Source organism: Sphingomonas sp. UYAg733, assembly GCF_054057355.1.
The window spans coordinates 149593-168672 of record NZ_JBSRZE010000001.1; the positions used below are offsets into that span (position 1 = coordinate 149593).

20 protein-coding genes are annotated in these 19080 nt (G+C 63.5%); 11 read left to right on the plus strand and 9 right to left on the minus strand.

Translation table 11 applies throughout. The annotated features are described in order from the left end of the window. Positions 1–15: 15 nt before the first annotated feature. The 5 genes from ACVWZA_RS00790 to ACVWZA_RS00810 all read left to right on the plus strand — a co-directional run bounded on the left by ACVWZA_RS00790 (position 16) and on the right by ACVWZA_RS00810 (position 3208). A complete protein-coding gene (locus tag ACVWZA_RS00790; protein ID WP_457310035.1) occupies positions 16–288 on the plus strand; it encodes an RNA-binding S4 domain-containing protein in 273 nt (90 codons plus the stop codon). Positions 289–440: 152 nt separating this feature from the next. Next, positions 441–782 (plus strand): ferredoxin FdxA, encoded by a 342-nt coding sequence (fdxA, locus tag ACVWZA_RS00795; RefSeq protein WP_457309253.1) that lies wholly within the window; start codon positions 441–443, stop codon positions 780–782. Positions 783–1014: 232 nt separating this feature from the next. Continuing rightward, positions 1015–1548: a CarD family transcriptional regulator gene (locus ACVWZA_RS00800; protein ID WP_183113909.1), complete on the plus strand. Its 534-nt coding sequence runs from the start codon at positions 1015–1017 to the stop codon at positions 1546–1548. A 122-nt stretch (positions 1549–1670) separates the two neighbouring features. After that, positions 1671–2405, plus strand: coding sequence for a head GIN domain-containing protein (locus ACVWZA_RS00805; protein ID WP_457309254.1), 735 nt, complete (start codon positions 1671–1673; stop codon positions 2403–2405). A gap of 83 nt (positions 2406–2488) precedes the next feature. Further along, entirely contained in the window at positions 2489–3208 is a 720-nt protein-coding gene (locus ACVWZA_RS00810) for a GIN domain-containing protein (RefSeq protein WP_457309255.1), read from the plus strand. Here ACVWZA_RS00810 and ACVWZA_RS00815 read toward each other — a convergent pair. Both ACVWZA_RS00815 and mgtE read right to left on the minus strand, forming a co-directional pair. Next, positions 3201–3605: a DUF1489 family protein gene (locus ACVWZA_RS00815; RefSeq protein WP_457309256.1), complete on the minus strand. Its 405-nt coding sequence runs from the start codon at positions 3603–3605 to the stop codon at positions 3201–3203. The two genes, ACVWZA_RS00810 and ACVWZA_RS00815, sit on opposite strands and share 8 nt — an antisense overlap. Positions 3606–3629: 24 nt before the next feature. Then, complete coding sequence (gene mgtE, locus ACVWZA_RS00820) at positions 3630–5036, minus strand: magnesium transporter (protein WP_457309257.1); 1407 nt, start codon at positions 5034–5036, stop codon at positions 3630–3632. Positions 5037–5310: 274 nt separating this feature from the next. On the opposite strand from mgtE, the gene ACVWZA_RS00825 reads away from it, so the two are divergent. Next, positions 5311–5769 carry a peptidylprolyl isomerase gene (locus ACVWZA_RS00825; protein ID WP_457309258.1) on the plus strand — a complete coding sequence of 153 codons (459 nt, stop codon included), beginning with the start codon at positions 5311–5313 and terminating at the stop codon, positions 5767–5769. A gap of 39 nt (positions 5770–5808) precedes the next feature. Here ACVWZA_RS00825 and ACVWZA_RS00830 read toward each other — a convergent pair whose 3' ends face one another. After that, positions 5809–6693, minus strand: a complete 885-nt coding sequence (locus tag ACVWZA_RS00830; RefSeq protein WP_457309259.1) for a LysR substrate-binding domain-containing protein — start codon at positions 6691–6693, stop codon at positions 5809–5811. A gap of 332 nt (positions 6694–7025) precedes the next feature. Between ACVWZA_RS00830 and ACVWZA_RS00835 the strand changes: the two genes are divergently transcribed. Both ACVWZA_RS00835 and rarD read left to right on the plus strand, forming a co-directional pair. After that, a complete protein-coding gene (locus ACVWZA_RS00835) occupies positions 7026–9320 on the plus strand; it encodes a CDC48 family AAA ATPase (protein ID WP_457309260.1) in 2295 nt (764 codons plus the stop codon). Then, positions 9317–10243 carry an EamA family transporter RarD gene (gene rarD / locus ACVWZA_RS00840; RefSeq protein ID WP_457309261.1) on the plus strand — a complete coding sequence of 309 codons (927 nt, stop codon included), beginning with the start codon at positions 9317–9319 and terminating at the stop codon, positions 10241–10243. Before ACVWZA_RS00835 ends, rarD begins: the two co-directional genes overlap by 4 nt. Here rarD and ACVWZA_RS00845 read toward each other — a convergent pair. Next, complete coding sequence (locus ACVWZA_RS00845; RefSeq protein ID WP_457309262.1) at positions 10240–11562, minus strand: MFS transporter; 1323 nt, start codon at positions 11560–11562, stop codon at positions 10240–10242. The two genes, rarD and ACVWZA_RS00845, sit on opposite strands and share 4 nt — an antisense overlap. Before the next feature lie 230 nt (positions 11563–11792). On the opposite strand from ACVWZA_RS00845, the gene ACVWZA_RS00850 reads away from it, so the two are divergent. Together ACVWZA_RS00850 and ACVWZA_RS00855 are read left to right on the plus strand one after the other, a co-directional pair. Next, positions 11793–12407 carry a class I SAM-dependent methyltransferase gene (locus ACVWZA_RS00850; protein ID WP_457310036.1) on the plus strand — a complete coding sequence of 205 codons (615 nt, stop codon included), beginning with the start codon at positions 11793–11795 and terminating at the stop codon, positions 12405–12407. 58 nt (positions 12408–12465) lie between these two features. Continuing rightward, positions 12466–14616, plus strand: a complete 2151-nt coding sequence (locus ACVWZA_RS00855; protein ID WP_457309263.1) for a transglycosylase domain-containing protein — start codon at positions 12466–12468, stop codon at positions 14614–14616. On the opposite strand, the gene ACVWZA_RS00860 is transcribed toward ACVWZA_RS00855, so the two are convergent. Genes ACVWZA_RS00860 through ACVWZA_RS00870 form a run of 3 tightly spaced genes read right to left on the minus strand, consistent with a single transcriptional unit; the run spans position 14592 to position 16301 of the window. Beyond that, complete coding sequence (locus tag ACVWZA_RS00860; RefSeq protein ID WP_457309264.1) at positions 14592–15266, minus strand: M48 family metallopeptidase; 675 nt, start codon at positions 15264–15266, stop codon at positions 14592–14594. The two genes, ACVWZA_RS00855 and ACVWZA_RS00860, sit on opposite strands and share 25 nt — an antisense overlap. Then, positions 15263–15697, minus strand: coding sequence for a YcgN family cysteine cluster protein (locus ACVWZA_RS00865; protein WP_457309265.1), 435 nt, complete (start codon positions 15695–15697; stop codon positions 15263–15265). Before ACVWZA_RS00865 ends, ACVWZA_RS00860 begins: the two co-directional genes overlap by 4 nt. Positions 15698–15707: 10 nt before the next feature. Beyond that, positions 15708–16301, minus strand: a complete 594-nt coding sequence (locus ACVWZA_RS00870) for an SCO family protein (RefSeq protein WP_457309266.1) — start codon at positions 16299–16301, stop codon at positions 15708–15710. A gap of 109 nt (positions 16302–16410) precedes the next feature. On the opposite strand from ACVWZA_RS00870, the gene ACVWZA_RS00875 reads away from it, so the two are divergent. Beyond that, complete coding sequence (locus ACVWZA_RS00875) at positions 16411–17016, plus strand: ankyrin repeat domain-containing protein (protein WP_457309267.1); 606 nt, start codon at positions 16411–16413, stop codon at positions 17014–17016. On the opposite strand, the gene ACVWZA_RS00880 is transcribed toward ACVWZA_RS00875, so the two are convergent. Continuing rightward, positions 17013–17699 (minus strand): UTRA domain-containing protein, encoded by a 687-nt coding sequence (locus ACVWZA_RS00880; protein ID WP_457309268.1) that lies wholly within the window; start codon positions 17697–17699, stop codon positions 17013–17015. The two genes, ACVWZA_RS00875 and ACVWZA_RS00880, sit on opposite strands and share 4 nt — an antisense overlap. Then, positions 17696–19045 (minus strand): formimidoylglutamate deiminase, encoded by a 1350-nt coding sequence (locus tag ACVWZA_RS00885; protein WP_457309269.1) that lies wholly within the window; start codon positions 19043–19045, stop codon positions 17696–17698. Before ACVWZA_RS00885 ends, ACVWZA_RS00880 begins: the two co-directional genes overlap by 4 nt. Positions 19046–19080 lie beyond the last annotated feature (35 nt).

Consider the following 19080-nt stretch of genomic DNA (forward strand, 5'->3'; position numbering starts at 1 on the left):
GCTGACGGCACGACAATGCGGCTCGATCGCTTCCTGTGGTTCGCGCGCCTGGCCAGGACGCGCAGTGCGGCACAGGCAATCGCCACCAACAACCGCTTGCGCATCGATGGCCGGCCGATCGATCGCGCCCATGCCGCTGTGCGTGTCGGCAATGTCCTGACGTTCCTGAGCAACGCTGCGGTACGGGTGGTCCGGATCGAGGCGTTACCACCACGCCGTGGCCCGGCGCCCGAAGCGAGAGCATGTTATACCGAACTCACTGAGAGTTTGTTTGAGAATGCGCCATAGGCAGGCGGCACCGCCATGGAATTCGCTCTTTCGCGAATTCTCAAACAAATTTGCGAACGTCTCGCAGCAAGCCGGACCCGATTGACGAGGCCGGACTCGGCGCATAGCAGAAGCGGGTTCGCTGCCTGTTGGGGCCTATACGGGATACCGCCATGACCTACGTCGTCACCGACGCCTGCATCAAGTGCAAGTATATGGACTGTGTCGAGGTGTGCCCCGTCGACTGTTTCTATGAAGGCGAGAACATGCTCGTCATCAACCCGAGCGAATGCATCGATTGCGGCGTGTGCGAACCCGAATGCCCGGCAGAGGCAATCCTGCCCGATACCGAATCCGGGCTCGAGCAATGGATGGAGCTCAACAACACCTTCTCGGCGCAATGGCCCAATGTCACGCGCAAGAACGACCAGACCCCGGCGGATGCCGACGAGCACAAGGGTGAAGAGGGTAAATTCGACAAGTTCTTCTCGCCCGAACCCGGTGCGGGGGACTAATCGGCCACCGATGCTGCCCGATCTGGGCAGGTTTCAGCGTTAACAGCCCGCGTCTAGCGACGTTTAGCTGGTAATTTTATTACGACTCTGTTAAACAGGCGGAGACGGAAGGCACGGTTGCGCGTTCTTCCGATCTGGAGACGTACTGAAATCAACATTCCCCATCGCGCGTATCCGGCACCGCTGCCGTCGCGCTTCTCCGGGGCATCGGTCCACAGAAAGGCTCAACGGAATGGCTGCCAAGGCGCTGTCCTTCGACGTCGGCGATTATGTCGTTTATCCCAAGCACGGCGTCGGCCGTGTCATCGAACTGCAGCGGCAGGAAATCGCCGGCATGCAGCTCGAACTCTATGTGCTGCGCTTCGAGAAAGAACGCATGACGTTGCGCGTGCCCACCAACAAGGCTGAATCGGTCGGGATGCGCAAGCTCTCTTCCGACAAGACGCTGCGCGAGGCGCTCGACACTCTGACCGGCAAGCCGCGCGTCAAGCGCACCATGTGGTCGCGCCGTGCGCAGGAATATGAAGCCAAGATCAATTCGGGCGACCTGGTGTCGATCGCCGAAGTGGTCCGCGACCTGTTCCGCGCCGACGATCAGCCCGAGCAAAGCTATTCGGAGCGTCAGATCTTCGAAGGCGCGACCAGCCGCCTCGCGCGCGAACTCGCCGCAATGGAGCAGGTCGATGAGCCGACCGCACAGGAAAAGATCCTCGAGATCCTGCGCAAGGCTGCCGCAATCCATAACAAGGACAAGATTCCCGCCTGATCGGGATTCTGACCGGATAAGGAAGGGCGGCCAGCGATGGTCGCCCTTTTTATTTGCCCGTTTATTATTTGCATCGCATCGATCAGTGTGTTATTAAACCAACACACACTGGGAGAGTCTCGATGCGCCTTTTCACCCTGATCGCCGTCCTGCCGCTCGCGGCCTGTTCGTACGGCTCGAACGCCGCCGACAGCAAACCGGGCCTTCCGGGATCGGGCAGCGGCACGACACGCACCTTCGCCGTCACCGATTTCGACCAGGTCGACCTGCGCGGATCGGACGACATTGATATTCGCGTCGGTACCGGATTCTCTGTGCGGGCCGAGGGCGCCTCCGATGAGCTCGACAAGCTCAAGATCGAAAAAGACGGCAGCACGCTGAAGGTCGGCCGAATCAACGGCACCGGATTTAACTGGGGCGGCGGCAATCATAAAGGTGTGAAGGTCTTCGTGACCATGCCGAGAATCGCCCAAGCAGGCATTGCCGGGTCGGGCAATCTGTCGATCGACCGTGCTGAGGGCCAAAGCTTCACCGGCGAGACTGCCGGATCGGGTAATATGGCGGTTGCCGTACTGAACGTGCAGACCGGCAAATTCTCGATCGCCGGATCGGGCGATATGAGCTTGGCGGGCACCGCCAAGCACCTGTCGATGGAGATTGCCGGATCCGGCGACATCGACGCCGGCAGCGTCAAGGCCGAGGGCGCGAGCGTCTCGATCGCTGGATCGGGCAGCGCCAAGGCCGACGTGACCGGCCCCGCCGATGTGTCGGTGATGGGTTCGGGTGATGTCGATCTGGGGAAGGGCGCAAAATGCAAGACCAGCAAGATGGGATCGGGCGAGGTCCGCTGCGGCTGAATTTCGTTTGAAATGCGCTGACAGCCATTTCGAGCAATCCTGATATGCTTGGCAGCATGGCGGATCGGTGCGATGCAGGTCGCATGATCCGCCATACACTCGCCGCTACGCTCATCCTGCTGTCTGCCAGCGTGGCGACCTGCGCCGATGCCGCCGAGCGCAATTATTCGGTCGGCAGTTTCGACCGCGTCCGCATCGATGGCCCGTTCGACGTTCGGCTCGACACGGGCAAGGCGCCCGGCGCGCATGCCGATGCCGATGTCCGTACGCTCGACCAACTCGTCATCAGGGTCGAGGGCAGCACGCTGATCGTTCGGATCGGCAATGAAGGCTGGGGCGAAACGCCCGGGGCTGCACGCAAGGCCCCAATCGTCACATTGTCGACACCGATGCTGCGCGCCGCCAACGTCAATGCCGGCGCGCGGCTGACCGTCAACGGCATGAAAGGCCAGCGCGTCGATCTTTCGATCAACGGCTCTGGCGTGCTGGCCGTCTCCGGCATCGCGGCCGACCAGTTGAACGCGACGGTGATCGGCACCGGCAATATCACGCTGAACGGTCGCGCTGCGAAGACACGCCTGTTGACCAATGGCTCCGGGTCAATCGACGCCAGTGCGCTCGACGTCAGCGACCTGGTGGTGCGTCTCGACGGCACCGGCGAAACGCGAGCGTCCGCGCGTTATACCGCGTCGGTGACCACCACGGGGCTTGGAGCGGTAACCGTCACCGGCGACCCCGCCTGCACGGTCCGGGCGATCGCCGGAGGTCCGGTGACATGCGGCAAACTCAAACCGGCTAGATAAGGCCAAGCCCGGACAGCTTGCCCATCAATGCGGCGGGCATCACGTCGCCGGCCACTTCATCCACGCCGAGATCGACCGGCGCATCGGCGTCCTCGAGATAGCGCCAGCCCTGATGCGCGCGTTTCGGCCGCGCATGGGTGAGCACCAGCTTCGGATCAATATGGATCGCGACCTTGCCTCCTTCAGCGTCGCCGAAGTGCAGGATCGGCGATCGCGCCACGAGTTGATGCTTGATGATCCAGAACAGCGAACCCCCACCGATGATTTCCTCATGCCGTTTGGGCAGGTAGCGCGTCGTCAGAAACACCGGCCCCGTTTCGGCGCGCACGAGCAGCCGTTCGGCGAGGTGATCGAGGCTGGTCGCGCCGAACGCGACTTTGGTGAGGTGAAGCGGCATCTGCCCGAAATGGGTCGCCAGCGGCTAGCCGCCAAGCCCCCAGAGCGATGCAAGCCCGAGGAAACAGAAGAATCCCATCACATCAGTCATCATCGTCACGAACACCGCCGAGGACACCGCCGGATCGACCCCGGCGCGTTCGAGCCCGACCGGGATCAGCACACCTGACAGGCCGGCGACGAGATTGTTGATCACCATCGCCATGGCGATAACGATCGCGAGATCAGAGTTGCCGAAGATCAGCCAGGTGCCCATGCCGATCAAGATCCCAAGCATCGCGCCATTGGCGGCGGCGATGCGGAATTCGCGCAGGATCATGCGTGCGGTGTTGGAACTGGTCAGCTGATTGGTCGCCAGCGCGCGCACCACCACCGCCAAGGTCTGGGTGCCGGCATTGCCGCCCATGCCCGAGACGATCGGCATCAGCACCGCGAGCAGCGCGAATCTGGCGATTTCGCCCCGAAACGCCCCAACCACCGACGCCGCGAGCATCGCAGTGCCGAGATTGACCACCAGCCAGGTGATCCGGGTGCGCACGGTCAGCGCGATCGGTTCGTTGATGTCGCCTTCGCCGGCGCCCGACAGGCGCAGGATATCTTCGCCCGCTTCTTCGGAAATGATGTGGACGATGTCGTCGACCGTGATCATGCCGACCAGCCGTCCGCCCGCATCGACGACGGCGGCGGAGATAAGAGCATATTTCTGGAAGCGCAGCGCGACCTCTTCCTGGTCCATATCGACCTGGATCAGCGTCTGTTCGCGTTTCATCACATCGGCGATCGACACAGTGCGTGGGGTACGCAGGATCCATGACAGCTGACACGTGCCGGCTGGCTTGTGGCCGGGATCGACGACGAAGATTTCCCAGAAATCGGTGGTCAATTCCTCATGACCGCGCAGATAGTCGATCGCGTCGCCGACAGTCCAATGTTCGGGCACCGCGATCAGCTCGCGCTGCATCAATCGGCCGGCCGATTCCTCGGGATAGGACAGCGCCTCCTCGATCGCGGCGCGATCGTCAGGGTCGAGCGCGCGCAGCACGGCGCGCTGCTCGTCCTCCTCCATGTCCTCGATGATCGCGACGGCATCGTCGGTATCGAGTTCGGAAGCGATGTCGGCAACCTGGGTCGCACTGAGCGAATCGATCAGATCCTCACGGACATAATCGTTCATCTCGGCGAACACGTCGCCGTCGAGCAGGTCGGTGATCGACTTGGCCAGGTCGCCGCGACGTTCGTTCGGCGTCAGTTCGAACAGATCGGCGATATCCGCCGGATGGAGCGGTTCGACCAGCGCACGCGCGGCCTCGTCATTACCCGCCTCGACCGCGTCAAGCACCGCGCGCACGAATTCGGGCTTGAGCCGATCATCCTCGTCGAGCTGGCCGGTTTCGATTTCGCCTTCGGCTGGCGTCAGGTCGGTCTCACTCATCCTGGGACCTCCCTTGCCGAAATGGCGCGCCCGGTGCCGGGGGCGGTCTAACGTCCTGAGGCAATTATGCCAATCCGCGCAGACGGCCTTTGTCAGGCGACGAGCGAAAAACGAGCGGATAGGTGGATGACGGCTCACAAGCCGGTCGGGAGGGGTGTGACGCAACCCTCGCTCCTGCCAACCTCCCTTGTGGTCGGGCATGAGCGGCAACGCCTGATTTGCCAGTCGTGGCGTGGATCGCTACGGCGCGGGTTTCCCCTTTCAGGAGCCCGACATGGCCGACACCCCCGAAACCCTGACGCTGACGCTCGATAGCGGCACCGTGACGATCAAGCTCCGCCCCGACCTCGCGCCACAGCATGTCGCGCGCATTGTCGAGCTGGCCAATAACGGCTTCTACGACGGCGTCGTATTCCACCGCGTGATCCCCGGTTTCATGGCGCAGGGCGGCGATCCGACCGGCACCGGCATGCACGGATCCGACAAGCATCCCAATCTGCCCGCCGAATTCTCGAAGGAACCGCATGTCCGCGGTGTGGCGTCGATGGCCCGCGCGCAGAGCCCGAATTCGGCCAACAGCCAGTTCTTCATCTGCCTCGACGATGCCCGATTCCTCGACGGCCAATATACCGTGTGGGGCGAAGTGACCGACGGCATGGAGCATGTCGATGCACTGCCCAAGGGCGAGCCGCCGCGTAGCCCCGGCAAGATCGTGTCGATGCGCGCCGCATAACCGACCAACGGGCCGGTCGAGCGGCCGGCCCGCTACAATCTATTTTCCCGCGACCGCCTCGATCAGCCAGTCGTGGAACAGCTTGACCGGCCGCAGGCTCAGCGCGCGCGGCCGGCACACGAACCAGTAGCTGTATGGGCTTTCGACCTCGATATCGAACAACCTCACCAGCCGGTCGTCATGCGCGTCCTCGAAATGGCTTTCGTGCATGAAGGCGATGCCGAGACCTTGCGCCGCCGCCTCAAGCATCAGCGGTCCCGAATCGAAATGATCGATCGCCAGCGGCTCGAGATCTCCAAGGCCAGCCGCCTGGCGCCACGCGCTGAACGTGTCGGGCATGTCGCGGTGGACCAATGCGGTCAGCGACTTGATCTGCGCCGGATCGGTGATCGGATCGTCGCCCTCGATCAACGCGCGCGCGCCGATGACATAGACCGAATTGCGATCGAGCCGCTTGGCATAGAGTCCGGGATCGATGTCGCGCGCCAAGGCGATCACCGCATCGAGCCCGTCGCCGAGCCGCATCACACCATGTCCGGCGGTGTCGATATCGAGATGAAGTTCAGGATGCCTCGCCCGGAGTTCGCCGAGTTTCGGAAATAGTCGCTGCGATGCGAACAAGGGCATGATGCCGAGCCGGAGCCGCAGCACATCGCTGCCCCCCATCATCGATTCCACCGCGTCGGACAGGCTGTCGATCGTCGGGGCGATCTGGGCGAGCAGGCGTTCGCCATCGGCATTGAGCACCACCGCCTGGTGGCGGCGTTCGAACAACGGCTTGTCGATAAAACGCTCGAGCGCCTGGACACGCCGGCTGAGCGCGGGTGGCGACAACGCGAGCTCGGCGGAAGCTGCCTTGATCGACCCCAGCCGAGCCACCTGCACAAAGGCCTCGATTGCGGTCAGGGGCGGCAATCTACGCATGAAAGCTCTGCTTAATTGTGCGCTGCACCATATACCCTATCCTCGAAACCTTCCATTTCCCCTCTTGCCGTTATCACCAGTAGTTGCATGAAACGCAATCACCGTCTCTCTTTTCGCACTTGCACAATAAACTGCGGCAGCGCACAAAGCCGGTGCCTTTCAGGCATCCTCTCCTAAAACTTTCAAGGCCGATCCTTCGGGGTCGGCCCTTTTTTTGTCTTTTCAATATGTTGGCGTCTCAGACTGGACCCAACCATCCTCCCACTCTCGTATTGCCGGAACCCGCTCCCTATCTCACGCGCTGAACAGCCAAGTCTGGCGAGGGGAGTCTCATGACCGATAGCGAATCACCGGTCCACAAATTGCAGGTCGCCAATGCGCGACCGGAAGACAGCGGGCGCGGGCTCGCGCATATTCCGCGCGCGCTGATGGCGGCGCTCGGCCTAGCCGAGGGCGATGTGATCGAGATTGTCGGGAAGTCGACTACTCCGGCGCGCGCCGTTGCGCCGTATCAGGAGGATGAAGGGCTGGAGATCATCCGCATCGACGGCCTGCAGCGCGCTAACGCAGGCGCGGGCGCGGGCGATTTCGTCGAGGTGCGCAAGGTCGAATCCAAGGCGGCGACGCGTGTCGTCTTCGCACCGGCACAGCAGAATCTGCGACTGCAGGGGTCATCCAACGCGCTGAAGCGCACCTTTTTCGGCCGACCGCTGTGCCAGGGTGACGTCGTCGCGACCGCCGGCCAGCAACGCGTCGACAATATGCCGCCCGGCGTGCAGCAATTCCTCCGTGCGCCCGCTTATGCGCTGCAGGAAATCCGCCTCTCGGTGATTGCGACCACTCCCAAGGGCGTCGTGCATGTCGATGAGAATACCGAGATCGAGCTGCGCCCTGAATATGAGGAACCCAAGGAAGCGCGCCGTGCGGATGTCACCTATGACGATATCGGCGGCATGGGTCCGACGATCGACCAGTTGCGCGAAATGGTCGAATTGCCACTGCGCTATCCCGAACTGTTCCAGCGGCTCGGCGTCGATCCGCCCAAGGGCGTGTTGCTGCATGGGCCGCCCGGTACCGGTAAGACGCGGCTCGCACGCGCCGTCGCCAATGAAAGCGCTGCCGAATTCTTCCTGATCAACGGCCCCGAGATCATGGGATCGGCGTATGGCGAATCGGAAAGCAAGCTGCGCCAGGTGTTCGAGGAAGCGGCCAAGGCGTCGCCCTCTATCGTGTTCATCGACGAGATCGATTCGATCGCGCCAAAGCGCGGCCAGGTGTCAGGCGAGGCGGAAAAGCGCCTGGTCGCGCAGCTGCTGACGCTAATGGACGGACTCGAGGCGCGCACCAATGTCGTGGTGATTGCCGCGACCAACCGTCCCGAGGCGATCGACGAGGCTTTGCGCCGGCCCGGCCGGTTCGACCGCGAGATCGTCGTCGGCGTGCCCGACGAGCGGGGTCGCCGCGAGATCCTCGGCATCCACACGCGCGGCATGCCACTCGGCGACAAGGTCGATCTCGGCGAACTTGCGCGTACCACTTACGGCTTTGTCGGCGCTGATCTCGCCGCGCTCGCGCGCGAAGCCGCCATTGAGGCGGTGCGCAAGATCATGCCCCGGCTCAACCTGGCTGAAGGCACGATTCCGCCTGAGGTACTCGATACGCTTGCCGTCACGCGCGAGGATTTCCTCGATGCGCTCAAACGCGTCCAGCCAAGCGCGATGCGCGAGGTAATGGTCGAGGCGCCGCGCGTACGCTGGGAGGATGTCGGCGGGCTCGACAAGGCACAGATGCGCCTGAAGGAAGGGGTCGAGCTGCCGCTCAAGGACCCCGATGCGTTCCGTCGTCTCGGCATCCGCCCGGCCAAGGGCTTTCTGCTCTACGGGCCGCCCGGCACCGGCAAGACCCTGCTTGCCAAGGCGGTCGCGCGCGAGGCGGAGGCGAACTTCATCGCCACCAAATCGTCCGACCTGCTGAGCAAATGGTATGGCGAGAGCGAACAGCAGATCACCAAGCTGTTCAGCCGCGCGCGCCAGGTTGCGCCATGCGTGATCTTCTTCGACGAGCTCGATTCGCTGGTACCCGCACGCGGCGGCGGGATGGGCGAGCCGCAGGTCACCGAACGGGTGGTCAATACCATCCTGGCAGAGATGGACGGGCTGGAGGAACTGCAATCGGTCGTAGTGATCGGCGCGACCAACCGGCCCAATCTGATCGACCCGGCGCTGCTCCGCCCGGGCCGGTTCGACGAGCTGATCTATGTCGGTGTACCCGACAAGGACGGGCGCCGGCGCATCCTGGCTATCCAGACCGGCAAGATGCCGCTCGCCAGCAATGTCGATCTCGATTCGCTGGCCGAGCGGACCGACCGTTTCACCGGGGCCGATCTCGAGGATCTGGTGCGCCGCGCCGGCCTCGTTGCACTACGCCAGTCGCTCAGCGTTGCCGAAGTGACGATGGCGCATTTCGAGGAAGCGCTTGACGAATCTCGCGCCTCGGTCACCCCCGAGATGGAGCGCGATTATGAGCAGATGGCATCGCGGTTGAAGCAGGACGCGTCGGCATTGCAGCCGATCGGTTTCATCTCGCCCGGTCAGTTGCGGCCTCGTGGCCCGAAGGGAATTGATTGATCGACTTGTTGGAACCACATCAGGCGGAGACGGTGGCGGGCAACAGGAAGATCAATCCCGGAATCCTATTGGGCGTCGCCGCCTTTACGATCTGGGGATTGCTGCCCGCATTCCTGAAGCTGCTCAAGCCGCTGCCGGCGCCGGATATCCTGGCATATCGCGTCCTCTGGTCATTACTGTTGCTGGTCGTGCTGGCGGCAGCGTTGCGCCATGGACCAGCGCTGTTCAGGACCATTCGGACGCCGCGCCTGTTACTCGCACTCGCTGGGTCGGCGACGCTGATTGGTATCAACTGGCTCTGCTACATCGTGGCGGTGAATGGCGGCCATGTCGCCGACGCCAGTCTCGGCTATTTCATTAACCCGCTGGTCAATGTCGTGCTCGGCGTAGTGATCCTGCGCGAACGGCTCGGCCGGATCGAAGCGATCGCGGTGATGATCGCCACCGCAGCAGTGCTTTTTCTCGCCATCTGGCAAGGCGGGATACCGTTCATCCCGCTGACGCTCGCGTTCTCGTTCGGATTCTACGGCCTGATCCGCAAGATCACACCGGTAGACGCGATCGACGGCCTGCTGATTGAAACCGCGATCCTCACACCGTCGGCGCTGGCCTGGCTCCTGCTCGCCGGCACGGTGCTGACCGCCGATGGTCCGGGTGTGCCGCTACTCGTCGCCACCGGCGTCCTCACCGCACTGCCGCTGCTGCTATTCGCTGCGGCGGCGAAGCGCGTGCGCTATAGCGATCTGGGGCTGCTGCAATATATCGCGCCGACGCTCCAGCTGATATTGGCGGTGTTCGTTTATGGCGAGAAACTTCATGCGGCACAGATCGGCGCATTTGTGCTGATCTGGGCCGCGCTTGCCATTTACGCCCTTGGAGCGTCGATCGGTGCGCAGCGCAATGCGCTAACTGTGCCCGACTAATCGAGCAGATCCTCCAATGCAGGGCTCTTCAGGCTCTTCCAGGCATAAAGGATCAGGATCAGCAGCCCGGCGCTCGCGGTCAGATATGGCAGCGAATGTTGCGCCTCGTACAGGCCGACCCCGATCGACGGGCCAAGCACAAACGATGCGCCGTTGACCGAGGTGACCTTGCCCGCCACTGATCCCTGTGATTCCGGCCCGACCGCGAGCGACGATCCGGCGGTGAAACCGGGGCGGATGAAACCAAACCCGGCCGAGGCGATCGCATAGGCAAGCGCGATGCCGTAGAGCGAGGTGGCGATTCCGGTCATCGCGGTGCCGATCGCCGCAACCACCAGCCCGGCGAGCACCAGCCGGCGCGGCGTCAGATTGAGCAGCGGGATCAGGCCCCATTGCACCAGCAGGGACGACCCCGCGCCCATCATCAGCACCATGCCGGTCGGCTGCAACGCATCGATCGGCGCGACATTCAGCCGGTCGATCACCAGGAAACCGATCGCCTGACCGGTCATCGCCTGAGCATGACCCATTACCAAGCCCATGATCATCCAGGCGCGGATGCGCGGATCGGCGTAACCGACGCCCTGATCGTGGCTGTGCGTGGCAGCGGTGACGCTCGCGCCGCTCGCCTGCCCGCCAATCGAGGGATAGGCGTTTGCCGCCCCCCGAGCCTCGGAATTGGGCGTGCCGGGCTCCGCGATCAGGTCGTTGGGCAACATGCGGCGTACAGCGAGGAAGATGCACGCACCAAATGCAGCGCCGAAATAAGCCGGGCCGGCGAGCCCGATCTCGATCCCGCCGACATGGCCGAGCGTCAGATAGGGCGCAATCGCCGGCCCGAGGATCGTGCCGAGCCCGAAGGCCGATCCGAGCAGGGTCAACGCACGAGTGCGCTCCTCGCGCGTCGTGCGCCCGGCGACCAGCGCCTGCACCGCCGGCGGCGCCGCCGAGCCGAAGCTGCCATAGATAAGCCGGCCGAGGATGAAGGTCAGGAACGCCGCCGTGCCACCGATCCAGCCGTTGATCCCCGCCGTCAGTACGATTCCGCACAACAGCAGCGAAATGGTGAAGCCGCCGACACCAAGCAGGATCATCGCGCGTCGCCCGTGGCGATCGGACCGATTCGCCCAAAAGGGGGCGGACACCACCCACAGCAATGCCGATACGGAGAATGCGGCGGCGACCGCGCTGTCCGGCACCTTCAGAGAGCGGCCGAGCGCGGGCAGCACGGATTGCAGTGCGGTATTGCCCGCCGCGATCGTCAGCATGACGAGGAACAGCAGGATGAAGTCGCGATTGACCGGAGTCGCGGGCTTCATCGCCTCAGGCCTGGGCGGCGCAAAAACAGATTTGCACGATGGACGAGCCGGCGGGTCGCCAGCCTTTTCATCATATCCGTCCGGTCGTCGCGCATGTGCCTCGCTTAGGCGAATCGCGAGGTCGCGCAACCCCGGCAGCAGGCGAGAAGCAACCCGATCGCTTGAATGTTCGTTACAAGTTTGCGACGGGTGAAACCGAAACGTCTATTTCCCTTACGAACAGGACCATGATGCCAGCATCCACCGCCGCTCAACGCCGCCGGCGCCTTCGCGCCGCAGGCGTCCCCTCGCCCATGGGGATGTTCCTGAAAGGCTTTATCAAGCATCCGGTTATGGTGGGGGCAATCTTCCCCTCGTCCGGCAAGCTGGTGCGCAAAGTGCTCTCCCGAGTCGATTGGCAGAACACCAAATTGTTCGTTGAATATGGCCCCGGCGTCGGCACCTTCTGCGCGTCGGTGCTCGAAAAACTTGGTCCCGATGCAAGATATATCGCGATCGACACCAATCCCGATTTCGTCCGCTATCTGCGCCACGAAATCACCGACCCGCGGTTTACCGTAGTCAACGGCTCGGCCGCCGATGTGCGCCAAATCATCGCCGATCATGGTTTCGAGCAGGCCGATTTTGTCCTGTCGGGCTTGCCTTTCTCGACCCTGCCGACCGGCGTGGGCGATGCGATCGGCGCCGCGACCGCCGATGTGCTCCGTCCCGGTGGCGCCTTCCTGGTCTATCAATATTCGCCCAAATGCTATGATTTCATCGCACCCTATATTCCGCGCGTCGAGCACGCGATGGAATGGTGGAATCTGCCGCCGGCGCAGCTTTACTGGGCATGGAAGGACTAAGCTAATTCTCGTGGCCGCTTGTGAGCCACGGGATTAGCGCGTAATCTCCGGCAGCTTCATGGTCACCTCATCAAAGCCCAAATCGTCCAGACCATGGCGTCGCCGGCTCGTCCGCACGTTGCAGGTGTTCGGCGTGCTCGCTCTTCTTGGGCTGATCGCCCTTGTCATCGCGGTCTATGTCGCGCGAGCGCAGCTGCCGAGTTACGATGAGTTGAAATCCTCGCCCAACGGGCAGATGATCCGCGTCCACGCCGCCGATGGCACGGTTATCGTGTCGCTCGGGCCGAGCTATGGTGAATGGCTGCCGTACGAGAAGATCCCGGCGGTGATGCGCGACGCAATGGTCTCGGTCGAGGATCGCCGCTTCCGCTCGCATCCCGGCGTCGATCCGATCGGCGTACTACGCGCGGTCAAGCTCGCCTTCAACAATCGCGGCACCGACAAGCGACTGCAGGGCGCATCGACGATCACGCAGCAGGTCGCACGGACCATTTTCCTGTCGAACAAATATGATTTCGGCCGCAAGATTCGCGAGGCTATCCTGGCACTGGCGATCGAACGCAAGTTTACCAAGGACCAAATCCTCGAGCTCTATCTCAACAAGGTCTATTTCGGCGGCGGCGCTTACGGCATCGACGCCGCGTCGCGCCGGTTCTTCGGGCATGGCGCCGATACGCTGAACCTGAACGAAGCGGCGGTGGTTGCGGGTCTGGTCAAGGCGCCATCGCGCTATTCCCCGACCGCCGACGCAGAAGCGGCGATTGGCCGCGCCGGTGTGGTGATCAAGCTGATGCAGGAAACCGGCAAGCTCAGTGCCGCGGAGGCCGCGCAGGCCAATCCTTCGTCGGTCAAGCTCGCGCCCGAGCCCAAACAGAACAGCGTGCGCTATTTCACCGACTGGGCACTGCCCCAGCTCGAAGTGCTGATCGACGAAACGACCCGGCCGCTCGAAGTGTGGACCACGCTCGATCTCGGCATGCAGCGCGCGGCCGACACCTCGGTCCGCGCCAATGCGCCGAAGAATGCGCAAGGGGCGCTGGTATCGATCGATCGTGACGGCGCGGTGCGGGCGATGGTTGGCGGCACGGACTATGTCTCGTCCAACTATAACCGGGCAACTCAAGCGGTGCGTCAGCCAGGATCGGCGTTCAAGCTGTTCGTCTATCTCGCCGCGCTCGAGGCCGGCCACAAGCCCGAAGACACAATGGTCGACGAACCGGTCACGATCAAAGGCTGGAGCCCGCGCAACTCGTCGGGCGCGAATCGAGGCGCGATGACCCTGCGCACCGCCTTTGCCTATTCGGTCAATACGATCGCGGCGAAGCTCGGGCTTGAGGTCGGCTTCGGCACGATCGCCGACATGGCGCGCCGGTTCGGTATCTCCACCCCGGTCGACACCCATCCGGCGATGGTGCTCGGTACCTCCGATGTCCGCCTGATCGACATGACCCGGGCCTTTGCCAGCGTCGCCAACAAAGGCGTCGCGGTGACGCCCTATGGCATCACCAAGGTCACCGCGCAGGGCGTGACGATCTACGCGCAGGAAGTCGATCGCAGCCAGGTACTGGTTGCGCCCTATGTCGCCGCGCAGATGACCGACCTGCTGCAGACCGCGGTCAACACCGGCACCGGCAAAGCGGCACAAATCGGTCGTCCGGTTGCGGGCAAGACCGGCACGACATCATCGAACAAGGATGGCTGGTTCGTCGGTTTTTCGAGCGGGCTCACCACGGGTGTGTGGATGGGCCGCGACGACGCCAAGGTCGTGCCCGGCCTGCAGGGCGGCACCGCGCCGGCACGCGCCTTTGCCGGCTTCATGAAGGTGGCGGTGGCCAATCGCCCGGTCGAGCAATTCGATACCCAGGTCACGCTGCCCGAATGGCAGCTCGAGCCCGATGAGGAATCCTATTTCGGCGAGGCGGACAACAGCCTGTTCGTCGATCAGGACGGCAATCCGATCGAACCGGGCGCAGCGGTCGAGCCGTCCGTCGACGATCCGCAGGTCGATGTCGATGGACAGCCGGTGCCACCGACGAGCGACACCAATCCCCGACCGCCGGAAAGGCTTGATCAGGACTGGATCGACAAGGTTCTTGATCGCAACCAGCCACCGCCGCCGCGACCCAATTCGGTACCCAACCGGCCCGCCGCCGCGCTGCCGCCGGAAACGCCGCGCGAACGGCCTCAGGAAACCCGCCCGAACCAGTGAAGCGCCGCGCCGTTGGCCCGCAGCCAGGAACGTGATGCGGCCGGGTCACCTTCGGTCAAAGCGTTGGCGAGCGTGTGGAATTCAGGGCCGTGATTCATGTGGACACGATGCGCGACCTCATGCGCGACGGTCGAGCGACGCACGGAGGACGGCATCAGGATGAGCCGCCAGCTGTAGCGGATCACGCCGGTCGATGCGCAACTGCCCCAACGTGCGCGGGGATCACCGATCGATACACGGGTCACTGTCACGTCGGCGCGTGCGGCGAATTCGGCGGTTTCCGCGCTAAGCACTCGGAGCGCCTCGCGTTTCAGCCAGGTCTCGACCCGCCGCGACAAGGCGTCGAGCGGCCCGCCGCAGCGAAGCAATGGTCCAACGCGCGCGACACGGCGCGGCAGGAGCTCATGCCAGTCGATCGTCAGGATTTGATCGTCGAACGGTATCTCGGCGCCGGGCGCGAAGGGCCGCGCCTGCGGCAGTTTCGCGCGTTGTGCCTCGACCCAGCCGCGCTGTTCCTCGGCCCAGCGCAGCGCCGCTTTCAACGGTGCGCGCGGCGGCAAGGTCAGCCGTACCCGGCCGCTCGCCGGATCGACCGAAAGCTTGGCGCGCCGCGCGCGCGCGTTGCGGACGACTTCAACCGTTTCCGTCACAACCGCCGATCGACGATATGGTGCTCCAACTCACCGGCATCGACCTCTGAGATGGTCCAGCCGCGTACCGACTCGCCGGCACGGTGGACCGCATCGCGATCGCCACACACGAGATAATGCCAGCGTGGCAAAGGTTCGTTGTCGCGACGCAAGCGATAGGCGCAGGTATCGGGCAGCCAGTCGATCTCATGCACATTGTCGCGCGTCAGCCGGACGCATTCGCTGACGAATGCGTGACGGTGGCGATAGTTCGAGCATTGCGCGGTGGCGCGGTCGAGCAAACGACACGCGACATTGGTCGGGATCAGCTCGCCGGTTTCCTCATCCTCGAGCTTGTGGATGCAGCATTTGCCGCAGCCGTCGCACAACGCTTCCCATTGGCCGCGATCGAGCTTGTCGAGCGGCGTATCTTCCCAGAATGCCCCACTCATTCGACCAGGCTCACTTGACCCAGCGCTTGAGTTCGACCGCGATCGCCTCAGGCCTCCCTTCCTGCGGCAGGAGCGCGAGCGGCTTTCCATCGGGATCCATCAGATAGGCAACGCGCGAATGATCCATCAGATAACCACCGCCGGGCGCTGGATCACCTTTCTTGTAGTAGATCGCAAACGCCTTCGCGACCTTGGCGATGGCGTCCGCGCTGCCGGTCAGGCCGACCATGCGCGGATGGAAAGCGGACACGAATTGCTTGAGCACTTCGGGCGTATCGCGCTCGGGATCGACCGAGATGAAGATCGGGACGACCTTCGCGCCTAAAGCGGGGTCGCTCTTTTCCAATAGACGCAAGGCGGCGCCAAGATTCTGCACATCGACCGGGCAGACGTCGGGACAGAAAGTATAGCCGAAATAGACGATGCGGTATTTGCCCTTGAACGCGGTATCGCTGACCTGCCGGCCATCCTGATCGGTCAGCGTGAACGGGCCGCCGATCGCTGCGCCCTCGAGCGGCGCACGCGCCGGCACCGATGGGCCCGAACAGGCAGCGGGCAGCGCCGAGATGAGAAGCATGGCAAGCGTACGGGCGATCAGTTTCATGGCACGGTCAGCCATGATCTGTTAAGGCGGCACACGCAAGTTGGGTTGATTGTTCGTCGTGCGGTGCACACATGATCACGAAGATGATTTTAGGGGCCGGCACGAGATAATGACCGTTCGTTTGAAGCAGATCGCGCTGGCCACTGCCGCGCTCCTCATGACCACCGGAATCGCCCAGGCGCAGCAGCAATCGGAGAGCTACAAGTTCCTCGAGGCGGTGCGTGGCGGCAAGGGCACCGAGGTGCTTGAAATGCTCAACAAGCCGGGCAGTCGGATCATCAACACGCGCGATATCGGTACCAGGGAAGGCGCCTTGCACATTGTCGTCAAGCGTGGCGATTCGGTCTATCTGCGCTTCCTGCTGCAACAGAATGCCGACCCGAACCTGCGCGACGGCGAGGGCAATACAGCGATGCTGCTCGCAGTAAATGGCGGCCAGTCCGGATTGGTCGATATCCTGATCGAGGCCAAGGCAGATGTGAATCTGGGCAATTCGCGTGGCGAAACGCCATTGATTCGCGCCGTGCAGCGTCGCGATCTTGGCCTTGCCCGCACATTGCTCGCCGCGGGGGCCGATCCCGATCAGCCCGACCTGCTGGCCGGCATGTCGGCGCGCGACTATGCGCATGACGACAAACGCTCGACGGTGATGGCCAAGCTGATCGATGAAACCCCGAAAAAGACGCGCAAGGGCGTTTCGGGACCCAAGCTTTAACCGTCGCCCGGCCGGAACTCGGCTACCAGGTCGAAACGATCGCCGCGAAACAGCTGGCGCACATGAGTGACCGGCTCGCCGGCCTGCCAGGTCATCCGTTCGAGTTCGAGACAGGCCGCACGGGGCCGCAATGCCAGCGCGCGCGCCTCCACCGGCATCGCCTCCACTGCGCGGATACGATGGCGCGCGGCAGTCCAGGGTATGTGCGCAAGCAGCCAGGCGCCGGGCGCCTCATCGACAAAGTTCTGAGTGGCCGCTTCGGGGACGGTGCCGAGTGCGATGAGCCGGCGTTCGAGTGCGAACGGTTCGCCGCCGCTGAAATGCACACCCTCAATCAGCAATGCAGGCAGCGGGATCTCGCCGCCCTCACCATTGTTCACGTCACGATACACAATGCGCTGCCAGCGATACTCCTCGCCACGCGCTGCGATGATCTGCGCCAGATCAGGCACCGCAAGCACGGCCGAATGGACCTGCGGATGTGCAACGAAGGAGCCTGCCTTGCGCCGCCGCTCGATCAGGCCAGTTCGAGCGAGCGCGCCCAGCGCCTTGCCAACCGTCGCACGCGAGCAGCCATAGGTCACGACAAGCTCGTGTTCGAACGGGATCCGATCACCCGGACGCCACGCGCCCGAGTGAATCCGCGCCTCGATATCGGTGCGAATACGCTCGGCGACAGTCACGCCAAAAGACCTGCCACGGTTTGGCGATAACGCGCGGCCACCGCGCCGGCCGCAACATGCCGGCCCGCCTCGACGCATTTCCGTCCGCCACGCCAAACCGTCTCGATCGCGCCGTGCCGTGCGGCAAAGATCCAACGGTCGAGCAGGGTCTCGGTCGTGGCGCCGAACAAGGCAGGGTGGTCCATATCGAATGACACGATATCGGCCGAACCGCCGACGCACAGCCCTGCATCGACCCCCAGCGCCTGGGCCCCGCCCGATTGCGCCGCGCCGAACAGACGCTGGCCGACCGAGGGTTGGGCATCATCGGCGATCAGCGCCCGACGGCGATGCGACAGGCGCTGCGAATATTCGACCGCGCGGAGTTCGCTCGCGGCATCGACAAGAATGTTCGAATCGGTACCCACGCCGAAACGGCCGCCAGCGGCGAGATAACGCAGCGCGGGAAATATGCCGTCGCCGAGATTGGCTTCGGTCACCGGACACAGGCCGGCGACGGCACCGCTGGCGGCAAGCCGGTCGCATTCGGTATCGGTCAGATGAGTGGCGTGGATCAGGCACCAGCGCCGATCGACCGGCTGGTTGTCGAGCAGCCATTCGACCGGCCCCGCGCCGCTCCACGCCAGACACGCTTCGACCTCGCGCACCTGTTCCGCCGCATGGATATGAATTGGCCCCTGGCCGGCAAGCCCGACGAGCGCCTCCATCTCCTCGGGCGTGACGGCGCGCAATGAATGCGGCGCGATTCCTAAAATCATGTCGCCCGACAGCTTCGCCCGGCTTTGCTCGACCAGCCGTGCGAAGCCGTCGATATCGGACAGGAAGCGCCGCTGTCCGGATACCGCTTTGGCGCCGCCGAAATCGCCATGCGCGTAGAACACCGGCAACAAGGTCAGCCCGATCCCGCTGATGCCGGCCGCCGCCACGATTGCGCCGGCGGTCTCTGCCGGATCGGCATAACGGCCGCCGTCGACTTCATTGTGCAAATAATGGAATTCGCCGACCCGGGTGAAACCCGATTCGAGCATCTCGACATAAGCCTGTGCGGTGATCGCCGCGATATCATCGGGACCAAGGCGGTCGAGGAAGCGATACATCACCTCTCGCCAACTCCAGAAATCGTCATCAGGCCGGCCGCGCCGCTCCGACAGCCCGGCCATGCCGCGTTGGAAACCATGGCTGTGCACGTTGCACAGGCCTGGCACCCCAGTGCCATGGCAGTCGTCCGCGGCCAGCGCATCGGTGCTGGTCTCGATCGTGGTGATATGTCCAGCGACGATGCCGATGCGGACTCGATCGGCCCAGCCCTGCGGCAGCAATACATGCTCGAACCAAAGATGATGCATCGCGGCCTCCTGATTATTATGTCTAGACATAATAA